At 37.8% G+C, this 13998-nt stretch carries 14 protein-coding genes and 3 tRNA genes; 9 read left to right on the plus strand and 8 right to left on the minus strand.

Annotation, left to right across the window (positions count from 1 at the left end):
• Window positions 1–213 precede the first annotated feature (213 nt).
• The 6 genes from GAB14E_RS00360 (at window position 214) to GAB14E_RS00335 (ending at window position 7239) form a co-directional block, all read left to right on the plus strand.
• Window positions 214–1500, plus strand: a complete 1287-nt coding sequence (locus GAB14E_RS00360) for an OprO/OprP family phosphate-selective porin (RefSeq protein WP_033084693.1) — start codon at window positions 214–216, stop codon at window positions 1498–1500.
• 72 nt (window positions 1501–1572) lie between these two features.
• Window positions 1573–2559 (plus strand): tripartite tricarboxylate transporter substrate binding protein, encoded by a 987-nt coding sequence (locus tag GAB14E_RS00355; RefSeq protein WP_052094177.1) that lies wholly within the window; start codon window positions 1573–1575, stop codon window positions 2557–2559.
• 89 nt (window positions 2560–2648) lie between these two features.
• Window positions 2649–3131 carry a tripartite tricarboxylate transporter TctB family protein gene (locus GAB14E_RS00350; RefSeq protein ID WP_033084633.1) on the plus strand — a complete coding sequence of 161 codons (483 nt, stop codon included), beginning with the start codon at window positions 2649–2651 and terminating at the stop codon, window positions 3129–3131.
• A gap of 4 nt (window positions 3132–3135) precedes the next feature.
• A complete protein-coding gene (locus GAB14E_RS00345) occupies window positions 3136–4662 on the plus strand; it encodes a tripartite tricarboxylate transporter permease (RefSeq protein WP_033084634.1) in 1527 nt (508 codons plus the stop codon).
• 139 nt (window positions 4663–4801) lie between these two features.
• Window positions 4802–6400 (plus strand): ATP-binding protein, encoded by a 1599-nt coding sequence (locus GAB14E_RS00340; RefSeq protein ID WP_033084635.1) that lies wholly within the window; start codon window positions 4802–4804, stop codon window positions 6398–6400.
• Window positions 6401–6513: 113 nt separating this feature from the next.
• Window positions 6514–7239: a response regulator gene (locus GAB14E_RS00335; protein ID WP_081967932.1), complete on the plus strand. Its 726-nt coding sequence runs from the start codon at window positions 6514–6516 to the stop codon at window positions 7237–7239.
• Window positions 7240–7349: 110 nt separating this feature from the next.
• Here GAB14E_RS00335 and GAB14E_RS00330 read toward each other — a convergent pair whose 3' ends face one another.
• The 3 genes from GAB14E_RS00330 to GAB14E_RS00325 all read right to left on the minus strand — a co-directional run bounded on the left by GAB14E_RS00330 (window position 7350) and on the right by GAB14E_RS00325 (window position 9174).
• Complete coding sequence (locus tag GAB14E_RS00330; protein WP_156115816.1) at window positions 7350–7499, minus strand: hypothetical protein; 150 nt, start codon at window positions 7497–7499, stop codon at window positions 7350–7352.
• A 192-nt stretch (window positions 7500–7691) separates the two neighbouring features.
• Entirely contained in the window at window positions 7692–8456 is a 765-nt protein-coding gene (locus tag GAB14E_RS24345) for a substrate-binding periplasmic protein (RefSeq protein ID WP_197061264.1), read from the minus strand.
• A gap of 178 nt (window positions 8457–8634) precedes the next feature.
• Window positions 8635–9174: a M48 metallopeptidase family protein gene (locus tag GAB14E_RS00325; RefSeq protein ID WP_033084637.1), complete on the minus strand. Its 540-nt coding sequence runs from the start codon at window positions 9172–9174 to the stop codon at window positions 8635–8637.
• A 264-nt stretch (window positions 9175–9438) separates the two neighbouring features.
• Between GAB14E_RS00325 and GAB14E_RS00320 the strand changes: the two genes are divergently transcribed.
• The 3 genes from GAB14E_RS00320 to GAB14E_RS00310 all read left to right on the plus strand — a co-directional run bounded on the left by GAB14E_RS00320 (window position 9439) and on the right by GAB14E_RS00310 (window position 11166).
• Window positions 9439–9699 carry a DUF2999 family protein gene (locus GAB14E_RS00320; RefSeq protein WP_033084638.1) on the plus strand — a complete coding sequence of 87 codons (261 nt, stop codon included), beginning with the start codon at window positions 9439–9441 and terminating at the stop codon, window positions 9697–9699.
• Window positions 9699–10067 (plus strand): HopJ type III effector protein, encoded by a 369-nt coding sequence (locus GAB14E_RS00315; protein ID WP_033084639.1) that lies wholly within the window; start codon window positions 9699–9701, stop codon window positions 10065–10067. The genes GAB14E_RS00320 and GAB14E_RS00315 overlap by 1 nt, the downstream gene beginning before the upstream one ends.
• 109 nt (window positions 10068–10176) lie before the next feature.
• Window positions 10177–11166 carry a zinc-binding dehydrogenase gene (locus GAB14E_RS00310; RefSeq protein WP_033084640.1) on the plus strand — a complete coding sequence of 330 codons (990 nt, stop codon included), beginning with the start codon at window positions 10177–10179 and terminating at the stop codon, window positions 11164–11166.
• 168 nt (window positions 11167–11334) lie between these two features.
• On the opposite strand, the gene GAB14E_RS00305 is transcribed toward GAB14E_RS00310, so the two are convergent.
• The 5 genes from GAB14E_RS00305 to GAB14E_RS00285 all read right to left on the minus strand — a co-directional run bounded on the left by GAB14E_RS00305 (window position 11335) and on the right by GAB14E_RS00285 (window position 13914).
• Window positions 11335–12297, minus strand: a complete 963-nt coding sequence (locus tag GAB14E_RS00305) for a DUF808 domain-containing protein (RefSeq protein ID WP_033084641.1) — start codon at window positions 12295–12297, stop codon at window positions 11335–11337.
• Window positions 12298–12544: 247 nt separating this feature from the next.
• Window positions 12545–12733, minus strand: coding sequence for a hypothetical protein (locus GAB14E_RS00300; RefSeq protein WP_033084642.1), 189 nt, complete (start codon window positions 12731–12733; stop codon window positions 12545–12547).
• An 824-nt stretch (window positions 12734–13557) separates the two neighbouring features.
• Window positions 13558–13634: transfer RNA gene (locus GAB14E_RS00295), tRNA-Met, on the minus strand.
• Window positions 13635–13696: 62 nt separating this feature from the next.
• Window positions 13697–13773, minus strand: a tRNA-Met gene (locus tag GAB14E_RS00290).
• Between the two features lie 64 nt (window positions 13774–13837).
• Window positions 13838–13914 (minus strand) — tRNA-Met (locus tag GAB14E_RS00285).
• Window positions 13915–13998: the final 84 nt, after the last annotated feature.

The raw sequence follows: 13998 nt of genomic DNA on the forward strand, positions 1-13998 counted from the left end.
AAAGTTATTTAGTTTTTCATTGTTTACTTTCCATGCCTCAAAACTCAACTATAGGCGTCCAATACCTGAGTTAATCTCAGATTTAAGTGAATATAAATTCACCATTGGTACTAGAAATATTTATAAAAAATATATTACAACAAGTTAGAGGGATTTCAGCTCATGAGAGAAAAACATCAAAAAACTATAGAAAACTTCACGTCAAAATACCGAATGGGCGGCGTTAGTTTAGCGTTAGCATTAGCCCTAACATTGCCAGTGGCTGCTCAGGCCAATGAATCAGAAGAAGTAAAAAAACTACAACAACAAGTTGATGAATTAACCAAAGCTGTTGAAAAAATAAAAAAAACGCCCAAAGTTAAAACGAAAGGCGGTGGTGTTAAGATTAAAAGCAATGATGGTGACAAATCTTTTAAAATAGGAGGTCGATTCCAGCTGGACTATAACCGTTTTGATGGCGCCTATAATGCGGATAATGATGGTGCAACGGGTTCAGACCTTTTCCCGCGTCGTGTTCGAACTTATGTTCAAGGAAAGGCTGATAATTGGGATTACAAATTATTACTCGATTTTTCTGAAAACAAAGGTGAAATTACTTTAGCTCGCTTACGTTATAAAGGGTTTGAAAATGGTCCTACTATTAAAGTGGGTAAGATTCGCGAAGATATCAGTTTAGAAGCATTAACGAGTAGTAAACATATTACTGCTATCTCTCGACCTATGTTGTCTAACGTCATGTCACCTTATTTTAAATACGGTGCTTCAGCCTATCAATACTTTAAAAACACAGGTCTTCGTTATGCTGTTGGCGCATACAAGGGTGGTAGCTTTGGTACTAATGGTCAGGATGAAAATGGTGATCTTAATCTTTCAGTAACGGGTCGTTTAACTTGGTCTCCGATTCATAATAAAGGTGAAACGGTACATTTTGGCGCTTGGGGTTCACAACGTGACATGGGCGGCGATAAGCTGAGTGCCAAGTTTGCTCGCGGTGAAGTGCGTAATACCAATGTTCGTTTGGTTAACTATGCTGCTGGTGGCGATACTTTTGCTGTTGATAATATGACTCAGTTTGGCTTAGAGTTTGCCGGAGTCTATGGACCTATGTCTATTCAAGCTGAATATGCTGTACGTGATGTAGATGCTGTTGATAGTATGAATGATAGTAGCTTCGATGGTTATTATGTGACCGCTAGTTATTTCTTAACGGGCGAGAGTAGGGTTTATAAAAAACGTGGTGTATTTAATTCACCAACGCCTATTTCAGATAATGGCGCTTGGGAAGTCTATGCCCGAATGAGCCAATTCGATGCTACAGCAAATAATCAAGGTACCAAGGCCGATGTCATCACCTTAGGTGCGACTTATTACCTTAATAAAAAGATTAAGATAATGGCCAATTACTTAATTTCAGAAGTGGGTGGTCCAGGCGCTGATGATTTAGTTGGCGAGCACACTGACGGTAAAGCCTTTACCGCAAGACTGCAATATCTGTTCTAGCTCTACCTCAATGCTTGGGCTGTTTATAGCTAGCCCAAGATTAGCGTTTATCAAAAAATTTTAGGATTAATTATGAATATTAAACAATTTACCTTAGCCTCTATGGCTATTGGTCTTCTTTCGCTTGTCTCTACTTCATCAATGGCAAGCGATACGGTAGATACATCAGAGATACATTTCCTTATTCCAGGTGGCCCTGGTGGCGGTTGGGATGGTACAGCACGTGGCACCGGTGAAGCTTTGATGAAATCAGGGAAAATCAAAAATGCTTCTTTTCAAAATATGTCAGGTGGCGGCGGCGGGAAAGCCATTGCTTATATGATTGAAACTGCGGCAAAGCAAAAAAACACGCTAATGGTGAATTCAACACCCATAGTAGTTCGTTCGTTAACCGGTGTTTTCCCACAATCATTTCGTGATTTAAAACCTGTTGCTGGCACCATTGCTGATTTTGGCGCTTTTGTCGTTCGTAAAGACTCTAAGTACCATGATTGGCGTGATGTCTTAGCTGACTTTAAACTTAATCCACGCAAAGTGAAATTCTCTGGTGGCTCATCACGCGGTAGTTTAGATCACCTTGTTGCAGCAATGGCAATCAAAGCAGGACGCGCTAAATTTAGAAGGGTTGTTTATGTTGCTTATGATGGTGGCGGTAAAGCAATGGCTGGTTTACTTTCAGGTGAAACCGCTATTTTATCTACCGGTGTTGGTGAAGCATTAACTATGGCACAAAGTGGCGATGTTCGTATTTTAGCTGTTACCTCAAAAGAGCGCTTAGACGTCCTTCCTGAAATACCAACTTTATCAGAAATGGGTTATGGCGTAGTTTTTGCCAACTGGCGTGGTTTCTTTGCTTCACCAGCAATGTCTGATGAAAAAGTTAAAGCCTATGCCAAATTATTAGGCGATGTGCAAGAAACGCCTGAGTGGACAAAAATTAAAGACCGTAATGGTTGGGTAAACTTGTATAACCCTGACAGCGAGTTCTATCACTTTTTAGAAAACCAAGAAAAAGAGCTTGGTGTATTGATGCATGAATTAGGCTTTTTGAAAAAATAACGTTTCTTGAAATAAAGTTTTAGTTGTAATGCTGCATTGTCTTGTTTGCTAAGTTTTAATAACAATGGCCGTGCAGTTTGAGGTGAGTTATGAAAATCAGTAAAAATGTCATTGGCGCATTAATATTTTTTATTTTTAGTGTTTGTTATGGTTACTACGCCGGACAAATTCCTTTATACCCTGGCGAAGAATACGATGTCTTCACATCACAATCCATGCCTAAACTTTATGCCCTTTTAGGCATTATCGTCTCAAGTTTAGCTATTGTTATGTCAGTTATTAACGATATTCGCAGTACTAATAATTCAGCTGCTGATGCGAGTAGTTTTGATAAGGAAAGCTGGATAAAGGTGGCGAGTCTTATTGCGTTAATGATTTATTACGGTGCTACTTTAGAGCAATTTGGCTTTATTTTATCGACCATTTCTTTTCTAGTTTTTGGCTTCCTTATTCTCGGTGAGCGTAGCATTAAAAACTTATTTCTTGCCTCAGTTCCTGTTGTTATTGTCTTTTGGGCAATCATGACGCAGCTATTAGGTATTTACTTAACAACCGGCGACCTTTGGGGATAATACTATGTTAGATGGTTTAATTATTGGTTTTCAAACCGCGATGTCGATGCAAAACATACTATTTGTTATCTTCGGCTGTTTTGTCGGTACTTTTATTGGCATGTTACCGGGTTTAGGTCCAATCACTGCGATAGCGTTGATGATCCCTATTACTTATGGGATCGATCCCTCATCTGGCATGATCTTAATGGCTGGGGTTTATTATGGTGCTATTTTTGGTGGTTCAACCTCATCAATATTGATTAATGCTCCTGGTGTTGCTGGCACAGTAGCGACATCATTTGATGGTTACCCTATGGCATGTAAAGGGCAAGCAGGTAAAGCCTTGGCTATTGCGGCCTATGCTTCGTTTAGTGGCGGCACTATTGCAGCAGTATTTTTGCTAGTCGCAGCGCCTGCGCTGTCGAGTATTTCTCTTAGCTTCCAATCGCCTGATTATTTCGCCTTACTATTACTAGGCTTAACGGCAGTTGCTGCATTTTCCAGTAAAGGCAATTTTCTGAAGTCTATTATGATGACTCTGTTTGGTTTGATGTTATCTACGGTAGGCACAGACCAAGCCTCAGGGATTGAACGCTTTACTTTTGGTCAAATTGATTTACTCGATGGTATTAGCTTCTTGTTAATTGCAATGTCTATGTTTGCCCTATCAGAAGCGCTTTTATCAATTGTTAATAATAAAGATGATGGCTCAGGTGTTACTCCCGCGACAGAAGTAGGTAGCTTGAAACTTACTAGAGCAGAAATAAAAGAAATGGCGCCTACAGTGGGTAGATCATCCATACTTGGTTTTTTTGTTGGTGTATTGCCTGGTGCGGGTGCGACCATAGCTTCTTTTCTTGCCTACGGTATGGAGCGTAATTTATCTTCAGCCAAAGAAAAGCTTAAATTTGGTAAAGGCAGTTTACGTGGCTTAGCTGCCCCTGAAACTGCTAATAATGCGGCTTGTAGTGGTTCATTTGTACCTTTACTTACTTTAGGTATTCCGGGCTCAGGTACCACTGCTGTTATGCTAGGTGCGTTAATGGCCTATGGTATTCAGCCAGGTCCGCGTTTGTTTATTGATAACCCTGAAGTGTTTTGGTCAGTTATTGTTTCTATGTATATCGGCAACATAGTGTTATTGCTAATCAATTTACCCTTGATACCTTATATTGCTAAAGCACTGACGTTACCTAAGCAACTGCTAACGGTTTTAATTTTGTTCTTTTCATTGATTGGCGTTTATTTAGTTTCCTTTAATAATTTTGATATCTATATGATGGCTGGCTTTGCGGTAATAGCTATTGGTTTGAGGTTACTTGATTTTAGTATGTCTCCCTTGATCTTAGGATTTATTTTAGGTGGCATGTTAGAGCAAAACTTACGTCGGTCGCTAACGTTATATGATGGTTCAATTTCATTTTTGTGGGATAGACCAATTACCTTAGGGATATTGACGGTAACCGTGCTGGTATTGTTAATGCCAATTATCTCTTCATTGAGAAAAGGCGATGACTCTGATGCTTCAAGCAAGGTTGCTGAAATTTAGTTTCTAAGTGTAGAGCTTGATACAATTGCACAAGCTAGGTAATACCATGTTGCTTAGCTTGTCAGTATTAACTAAATTTAAAGTAACTTCGATGTATTACCGATGAATTTTCTTATCTGCCGATTTAAAAGAAATGCCAATGAAAATAACCAGTAAATTTAAAGTAATGGGTTTACATAATAAGTTAGCATTATTGTCTGTGCTGCTGGTGATGTTACAGACCATTTTTTTAGGTATGTTTAGTGTTTCTTATTTAGAGCAAGAGTTTGAACAACAGCTTGGTGAAAAAGCGCTTTCAGTTGCTCAATCCTTAGCTAAAAACCCTATTATTGTACAATCCCTCCTAGATAAAAAAAGCCAACCTATCCAGTCTTATGTAGAGCCTATTAGAGAAGCTATAGCGGCTTCTTTTATCGTAGTTGGTGATGATAAAGGCATACGTTATTCACACCCTAATCCAATAAAAATAAATAAAGCCATGATAGGGGGAGATAGTATTAGAGCCCTTAGCCTTGGCGAGTCGTATGTCTCAAAGGCTGAGGGATCTTTAGGTGTTTCTATTCGAGGGAAAACGCCGGTTTTGTCGAACGATGGCCAGATCATCGGTTTAATTTCTGTAGGTTATTTAGAACACGGTATGATGCTCAGTATTAGTAATTACCGAGATACATTTTCATGGGTTTTTGGTATTACCTTAGTCGCCGGCTGCTGTTTGGTCTTGTATATTGCTAAGCGTTATAGAGATGAGATATTTGGCTTGGAGCCTGAGGAAATATCTAGGGTTTATAGTGAACGAAAAGCGGTGCTTGAATCAATTCTTGAAGGTGTAGTAGTCATTGATGAGCAAGGTATTATTAGTAGTTGTAATCCTATGGCCATCGAAATTTTAGCCAATATTACTGAAGAGGCATTGATTGGCTCTGCTGTAGATGAATTATTACCTGATTATCAATATATATTTGCCAGTGGTTCATCAAGGATATGGCGAGATATTGAGGTAGATATTTCGGTAGGAACGTTAATATTAACCAAAACGCCTTTAATGATTGCCGATAAACAACGTGGCGTAGTGGTTTCCTTTCGCCGCAAAGATGACATTGTTGAATTGAGTGAGAAACTATCGCAAGTGAAGCAGTTTTCTACCATGTTACGGGTACAGACACATGAGTATTCGAATAAGCTCAATACCATAGGCGGCTTAATTCAAATAGGCTCTTATGATGATGCGCTAGATTTAATTATGGTAGAAAATACTGGCTATCAAGAGTTGATTGCTTTTCTAATGCGTATTGTGCCAGACCCCATAATAGCCGGCCTTATCCTTGGTAAATATGATGTTGCCAAGGAACGAAAAATTGAATTAATTATTGATAATGAAAGCAGTTTGCTGCAAGTACCGAATAAATTGCCACGCTCAAAATTGGTGACGATTCTTGGCAATATACTGGAAAATGCTTTTGACGCGGCAAGTAGTAATAAAGAGAAACCAGCTCAGGTGACACTGTCGTTTACCGATATGGGCGAAGATATAATTTTTGAAATCGAAGACTCTGGCGTCGGTATGACTGATGCGGCAATTAAAGATATTTTCACCTTTGGTCAAACAACAAAACGTGCCATGGGACATGGTATTGGTATGTTTTTGGTGAAAAACTGTTTGGATCAAGTGGAAGGTACTTTATCAATTACCCGTTCGAAAACGGGTGGCACGATAATGACAGTGTATATACCTAAATAAATCGCCCAATAAGCGCCTTAATACTCAGTCAAAAATAAAGTTAAGTTATTAAGCAAACAATCCCCAAAGCTCAAAATTCTGAGTAAAGTAAATATAATAGAGTGGATGAAGTCATGGAAATAACAAATATAAATAGCGTAGTGATAGTTGAAGACGATATGCGTATTGCTAATATATTGTCAAAAACAATTAATGGAGAAGCTGGTTTTGAGGTAGTTGGTATCGCACAAAACGCCACAGAAGCAATAGACCTACTTGACATTTTTAAGCCTGAACTTATCTTTCTCGATGTTAGCTTAGTTGAGAGCAATGGCTTAGATGTTTTAAAATACGTTAGACAAGACCTAAATGCAGCTGATATCAGTATTGTTATGTTAACAGCCGCTAAAGATAGTGAAGTGATTCAAGAGGCTATGTCCTATGGCGCTTTCGATTATATTTTAAAACCCTTAGCATTTTCTCGCTTAAAATTAACACTGGCTCGGTTTATTCAGTATCGTCAGCGATTAAGTACTCAGCAGCCCTTTGAGCAAGATGATCTAGATGAACTCTTCCATAATCAGGGGAAGTTAGCTAATCCGTCAAAATCAGATTCAGTAATCAATGAGATTGCGCCATTGCCTAAGGGCATAGATTCATTAACTTTAGACAAAATTCGTGCTGTGTTTAGTGATAATTCTGGCACGGCCTATACTGCGGAATCTATGTCTGAATATATTGGCACAAGCCGTACTACAGCAAGACGCTATTTAGAGTACCTATTAAGCTGTAATGAGATTATTGCCGATATTGAATACGGCACAGTAGGGCGGCCAGAGCGTCATTACCTATTAAAATAAAAATTATTAGAATAAAAGCTATTGAAATATAACGCTAAGGCGTTAGCGTTTAGGTGTTTTTCTGGCCATTCAGCCTTTTATTATTGTTTGGCATAACTAGTATCATATGTTTAGTTATAGCCCAGAATATAATTTGGGTTTTCTAAGTCAACTGCTTGCTTTGTTATAGCCTTTTTTAATTTTAAGGCTGCTGTATTTTTCCTGTTTATATCAACTATAGTCTGCTCATCACTTGGCTCTATTTGTTTAGATTTCACCATTGATACCTGAGCTGATACTGGGCCTGCTCGGTTACTCTTCTTGCACATTGTTAATACTCCCGCATGATAATTCGTTTAGCTATTTTCTCTATTGTTTACTCAGGGGTATCATCTGTTTATTTGTCCTTGAAGTATATAATTTAGCCATAATGAACTTTAGGGAGATAAAGTTCATTTAAGTTATTTAGCACCTTATAAACCGCTATTCTGCTTCAAACAAGAGTTGAGTTGTTGCTGGCTTTCTTTATTGTCGACGATTTGAATGTAGGGAGTGATACCATGCTCTTGGTAAAAGCTATTAATAGCACCAGAATTACGCAGTTTAAACAATTTACAGTTGAGTTGATGAAACCTGTTAGCTAATGGGGAACTCTTTGGAATACTGATGTATTTTCCACTCATAAACGATTCTTTAAACCCTGCTATTTTATAATGTTGCCCTAAATGTTTATCTTTTACTTTTTGATAAGCTGACTTAGCCCAATTTAGGTTTTGGATCGGCATTACATCTATTCGCCCCGAAAGCAGCAATGACATTAACTGATTAATATCATGCGTAAAAACAGTACTTATATTGGTATTAATACTTTCAATGTAAGGTCCGTAATAGGACCCCCGTAACAAGCCAAAAATCAAGTCACTAAAATTTTGGGGTGATTCATATTGTTCGATATTTTTGAGGTGAGGTGAGAGTAGGTAATGAACACTTCGTTGTTCATAACCTAGCAACATAGGTAATAAGTATTCTTTTCGTTCAGGGGTCATGGAGTGGCGAGGAATTATATCGACTTGGCCTAATTTAGCCCTGAGTAAGGTTCTTGGCCAAGGAACCACTAACCATTGTGCTTCTAAGTCAGCATCTATCAGTAAAAGATTAATAATGTCTATTAAAGGACCAGAATATTTTTTATCAACTATCGACATTTCAGGCGGGCGATGGCGAATATCAATTTGCACAGGCTCAGAAAACCCGTAGGGAGCTAAGAATAGTAAACACAATATTATCGATTTCACTAACATAACAAGATAGATCTTAGTATTAGCTGAGTCATTAGTATAGTTGCCTAAAGCAAACTTTGCATTTCAGCATTCACCTTAGATCATCAGTAAACGGCGAGTAGTTAACGGGGCATTATTAAGAGTAGATGCCACCTAGTTCCTCCAATTGCGTTAGGTAAATGCGTAGGTCTAATTCTAATTGATGATAATCAGGCAACATGCTCATGCATAATTTATAAAACGCTTTGTTATGGTCTTTTTCTTTTAAGTGAGCTAACTCATGCACAACTATCATAGCTAAAAAGGCCTCTGGGGCTTTTTTGAATAAGCTACCAATGCGAATTTCATGTTTACTTTTTAGTTTATTGCCTTGGACTCGAGAGACATAAGTGTGCAGGCCTAAGGCATTATTAATGATATGAATCTTGTCATCATATTTTATCTGGCTCAAAGGTGCAGATTTTTTCAAGTATTGGTTTTTGAGTGACATTACATAAGTACGTAAGGCTTTATCATTGCTTATTTCATGGGTTATTGGATATTTATTTAATAAATATTGTGCTAGTTTTTTTTGTTCAAGCATCCGTTGTACTTGCATCTGTACCTCATTTGAGTAGGCAGTGAGATACTTAAGCTTTGTTTGTTGAAATTTTTGAGGTTTAAATTTTGGTTGCATAAATAAGGATATAGCGACAGTTAGTTTGAAAGTAAATGTTAATGATATAAATGAGTTTCGTGTAAAATATATCAATTCAGCGTTATTATACTTTTTATTTGCAGGCTAGTGTAGTTAGCTGTCACTCAATAAGGTTTGTAAGCAACCGGATAAAACCATAAATATAATGAAGAGAGAAAATTTTAGCTGATTTGAGGCTTTCACAATGGCTGATATTTGTTAAAATAAGATGATTATTACCTAATGTTAACTTGAGAAAAATTAATGAACCCGATTATTCAAATTTTAAAAGAATTAAATATCAGTGATGAAAAAATTGGAGAGCTTTTTCAAGCGCTTACTGAAAACCCTATGATGGCAATGGCATTCATTGCCCAGCTTGGTATTCCACCAGAAAAACTACAAGCTATTATGAGCTTAGTGATGGCTGATCCTGGACTTATTGAACAAGCGGTTAATGAACTAGGTTTAGACTTCTCTAAAGTCGCAGAAGCCAAAGCAAAACTAAAATCTGGTGATTTATAATGGCGAGTGTTGCAGGTAAGCACGCTTTAGCTGATTTTATTGACGAGTTAAGTGCTAATGCTGAAAAAATAAGCTTTGAACAAGTGATGCATGTGATTAGTGAACATTATAATTATACACCAGCAAGTTTTAGTAATGGTGATTTAGTTAATGAAGCAGGTACTAATGAAGGCTCTTGTAAGATATTTTATTTTGCCAAGCTTAATCAATTCACCGAGCAGCAAACATTAAATTGTTTTGGTCGTTTTTATCGAGATGATGTCGTTAAAAACCCACAAGGAAACGATCACGCTAACATTCGTAACTTTATCCAAAATGGCTGGAGCAAAGTAAAATTCAATACCGTTGCTTTATCTTCTTTAGTTTAAGTGCCTCTTAGTTAATGCTTTTTAGCTAACGCCGTAAGCTTAAGCTATTTAGTTTAAGCTTAACTCATTTTTTTCTTATATCTTAAAGCTCAGTTACAGGGAAATATCCTTGAAATATATCCAGGTCGACAACCAACAATCATTAGTATTCAGTGAAACAGTCATGCCAGAAATAGCTGCGGATGAATGTTTGCTTAAGGTTAAGGCTATTGGCGTTAATCGAGCTGATTTATTACAACGTGCGGGCAAGTACCCACCACCAATGGGGGAGTCTTTAATTTTAGGTTTAGAAGTTTCGGGCGAAATTGTTCAATGTGGTGAGTACGCTGGTGTAAATCATTTAGCTAAACCATGGAAAGTTAATGATAAGGTTTTTGCGTTAGTTGCTGGTGGTGGTTACGCACAATACGTCAAAGTGAAAGCGAAGCAGTTGTTTTCTTTACCGGAACATTTTACTTTTGAACAAGGTGCAGCCTGTGCCGAAGTTTTCCTCACTGCTTATCAAAGCTTATTCAGTATTGCTAACTTAGCGGATAAAGGTAATGTACTTATTCACGCGGGTGCAAGTGGTGTTGGCAGCGCTGCTATTCAACTGGCAAAAGCGAAGGATTGTTATGTGGTAACCACCGTCAGCAGTGAGATAAAAGCACAAGCATGTTTAGCCCTTGGTGCAGATGTGGCGATAAACTACCAGGAAATGGATTTTGTTGCATACTCTAAAGCGAATATGCCTTTAGGTTTTGACATTATTATTGATGTGATTGCAGGGGAGTATGTCGCGAAAAATATTAAAGTTGCCGCGCTAGATGGTCATATTGTTACTCTCTCTATGCTTGGCGGTCGTTATTGTGCGCAACTTGATATAGCCAAGTTGCTGGCAAAGCGATTAACCTTATCCGCTTCAACATTACGTAATCGTAGTGAAGGTTATAAAGCCCAACTAGTTGCTGATTTCATTAATGATTTTTATGCTGAGTTAGCTACTGGTCAAATTAAACCGGTAATTGACTCTGTTTATCCGTGGCAGCAAGTCGAACAAGCTCATAAAAAAATGGCCAATAATGAGAATATTGGAAAATTAATTTTAGTTGTTAGTTAACCTGATCTCTGGATAAGCAGCACTTGCTCAATATTCCCCTTTATCCGATTCTCAGCGTTAAAACGTAGATAAATAACCCGTTATTCATAAACGTTTTGCCTTGATAATCGAATAAATTGAAACATCGACAGAGTCTATCGCTACTTAATTTCGTTGTTACTTGAGTTCTTATTCGCTTACCGGCTTATTTTTTTTCTTAGTTATTGCCATCACGGCTAAAGAAGCAAAAACCAATACCGCTCCAAGGACAAAACCTACCACTAAATCAATTAGCAGTGGCGTAATAGCGACCAATAACCCTGAAAATATAGGTAAATTACCAGCAAAGTGTATCGCTGATTCAATGAAGTGATGAAAAGCAGGAACACCGTGAGTAATCAATGAGCCGCCTACTAACCACATAGCAATTGTGCCAGCAACAGCCAAAAATTTCATAAGTTTAGGTGCAAAGGCAATCATAAAGTAACCCAATGCGCGTTTAAATTTTCCCCAAAGACTGATGGACTTATCTTTAATTAATAAAAAGCCACCATCATCAATTTTGACAATACCGGCAACTAAGCCATATACACCTATGGTCATTAAGATAGCGATAAAAACTAATACTGATATTTGTGTGGTGATTGCTTTATCAGCGACAGTGCCTAAAGCAATAATAATAATTTCTGCAGAGAGGATAAAGTCAGTGCGGATGGCACCTTTAATCTTATCTTTCTCATAGAGGGTAATATTAACAGTTTCATCTTGGAGTGCAGCAACACGTTGTTCATGTTGCTGTTTATGTTCAACCTTATGGCTAAATTTATGCCACACTTTCTCGAAACCTTCGTAACACAAATAGGCACCGCCTAGCATTAATAAGGGCATTATCACTACGGGCAAAAAATAACTCAGTAATAGTGCAATAGGGACTAAAATAGCTTTGTTAAGCATAGATCCTTTAAACACAGCCCATACTACGGGTAGTTCACGGTCGGCTTTTAAACCACCAGAAAGTTGCTCGGCATTTACAGCCAAATCATCACCTAAAACCCCTGCGGTTTTTTTTGCTGCGACTTTGGATAAAACAGCTACATCGTCGAGTAACATGGCAATATCATCTAATAAGGTCAGTAAACTTGCACCAGCCATAAAAATCCTTATGTAATTACTAAATAAATAGTTAGAGTAAATGAATCTTATAAAGTAATGAGGTTAACGACAACACTATATTTATCTTAATTTTTTATTCAATGATAAATATAGTGTGATATTTGCTAAAGCAAGCAGGAGATACAATGCTGATTTGCAGAAAAGAGTAGTGGCGGGAGTTTATATCAAGGATAAAAACCGATAAACGCAGCTTTATCGGTTTTAATTCATTACATCAGTGGCTAACTTAAACCCGTGCTTCTTTAGCTTCTAATGTACACGCCTTTTCTTCAATGATTAAACCAGCTTCAACAGCATCAATCGCGCGTTGGTCATGCTTGTTAGCAGGACAACCACAAGTATGATCACTAACATTATGTAAACGAGCTTGCTCTAAATGCCATTGTGCTACTTTGATATGTTGGTCAACATTCATATTATTTCTCCAGGTTAGTTTTATAGGGTAAATTATCAAGTTAGATAAGATGGCTGGATTGTAATGAAAATCTCAGCAGAGTCTAGGAACTAAGGCTCCACATAGTGGTAAATAATGAGTAGAAATTATAGGGGGGAGAAGATAATTGGAAGTATGCAGAGTGAAAAAATATTACTGTCGGCTATTTACTTAAGTTTATAGAGGGACTGTCCTACGAGGCATATCTTGGATGGTTTAAATGAGATGTTATTTTAAAAATGTTGATATGAAAAATTGGTTGCGGAAGCAATATTTGAAAAGGCAATGACGACTTTCGGCTATTTATAAGTAATAGCCTGACGAACTAAAGTATGGATTATTTATATAGAAATTTATATGGAGATAAAAAGGATTGGTTCGGGAGCCCTTATCTTATGGAGAGGGAGCTTACGACCTTACTCTTTATACTTGATAGAAGTTGGTTGCGGGAGCCAGATTTGAAGAAACAATGACGACTTTCGGCTATTATAAGTAATAGCCCGACGAGCTAAAGTTTTGATTATTTAAATAGGAATTTATATGGAGGTAAAAAATAATTGGTACGAGATCCCTTATCTTATGGATAGGGAACTAACGACCTACTTTTATACTTAAGAGAAGTTGGTTGCGGGAGCCAGATTTGAAGAAACAATGACGACTTTCGGCTAGTTATAAGTAATAGCCTGACGAACTAAAGTATGGATTTTTTATATAGAAATTTATATGGAGATAAAAATGATTGGTTCGGGAGCCCTTATCTTATGGAGAGGGAGCTTACGACCTTACTCTTTATACTTGATATAAGTTGGTTGCGGGAGCCAGATTTGAACTGACGACCTTCGGGTTATGAGCCCGACGAGCTACCAGGCTGCTCCATCCCGCGTCCGAATGACCTACATTAAAGTAGGAAAGCCAATAATTATTTTAATTCTATTATTAGAGAATTGGTTGCGGGAGCCAGATTTGAACTGACGACCTTCGGGTTATGAGCCCGACGAGCTACCAGGCTGCTCCATCCCGCGTCCGAATGGTTTAAGTGGTTAACTTAAACAAGCCTTAGAAGTTTTAATTCATTCTAAAAAGAATTGGTTGCGGGAGCCAGATTTGAACTGACGACCTTCGGGTTATGAGCCCGACGAGCTACCAGGCTGCTCCATCCCGCGTCCGAATGGTTTAAGATTACTATTGCTAGTATAAACTTAAACAAGCCACAATATTTTACTTCTTATTGCGAGAAGTTTCTTTCA

Origin of the sequence: Colwellia psychrerythraea, from assembly GCF_000764185.1 — a bacterium.
In the GTDB taxonomy this organism is placed as follows: Bacteria; Pseudomonadota; Gammaproteobacteria; order Enterobacterales; family Alteromonadaceae; genus Colwellia; species Colwellia psychrerythraea_B.

What these genes read in the sequence shown, in the direction of transcription:
- GAB14E_RS00330 (WP_156115816.1), bottom strand. Translation starts at nt 7,499, where the DNA reads ATGGTGAAATCTAAACAAATAGAGCCAAGTGATGAGCAGACTATAGTT.
- GAB14E_RS00350 (WP_033084633.1), top strand. Translation starts at nt 2,649, where the DNA reads ATGAAAATCAGTAAAAATGTCATTGGCGCATTAATATTTTTTATTTTT.
- GAB14E_RS00300 (WP_033084642.1), bottom strand. Translation starts at nt 12,733, where the DNA reads ATGAATGTTGACCAACATATCAAAGTAGCACAATGGCATTTAGAGCAA.
- GAB14E_RS00325 (WP_033084637.1), bottom strand. Translation starts at nt 9,174, where the DNA reads ATGCAACCAAAATTTAAACCTCAAAAATTTCAACAAACAAAGCTTAAG.
- GAB14E_RS00340 (WP_033084635.1), top strand. Translation starts at nt 4,802, where the DNA reads ATGAAAATAACCAGTAAATTTAAAGTAATGGGTTTACATAATAAGTTA.
- GAB14E_RS00345 (WP_033084634.1), top strand. Translation starts at nt 3,136, where the DNA reads ATGTTAGATGGTTTAATTATTGGTTTTCAAACCGCGATGTCGATGCAA.
- GAB14E_RS00320 (WP_033084638.1), top strand. Translation starts at nt 9,439, where the DNA reads ATGAACCCGATTATTCAAATTTTAAAAGAATTAAATATCAGTGATGAA.
- GAB14E_RS00335 (WP_081967932.1), top strand. Translation starts at nt 6,514, where the DNA reads ATGGAAATAACAAATATAAATAGCGTAGTGATAGTTGAAGACGATATG.
- GAB14E_RS00305 (WP_033084641.1), bottom strand. Translation starts at nt 12,297, where the DNA reads ATGGCTGGTGCAAGTTTACTGACCTTATTAGATGATATTGCCATGTTA.
- GAB14E_RS00355 (WP_052094177.1), top strand. Translation starts at nt 1,573, where the DNA reads ATGAATATTAAACAATTTACCTTAGCCTCTATGGCTATTGGTCTTCTT.
- GAB14E_RS00315 (WP_033084639.1), top strand. Translation starts at nt 9,699, where the DNA reads ATGGCGAGTGTTGCAGGTAAGCACGCTTTAGCTGATTTTATTGACGAG.
- GAB14E_RS00360 (WP_033084693.1), top strand. Translation starts at nt 214, where the DNA reads ATGGGCGGCGTTAGTTTAGCGTTAGCATTAGCCCTAACATTGCCAGTG.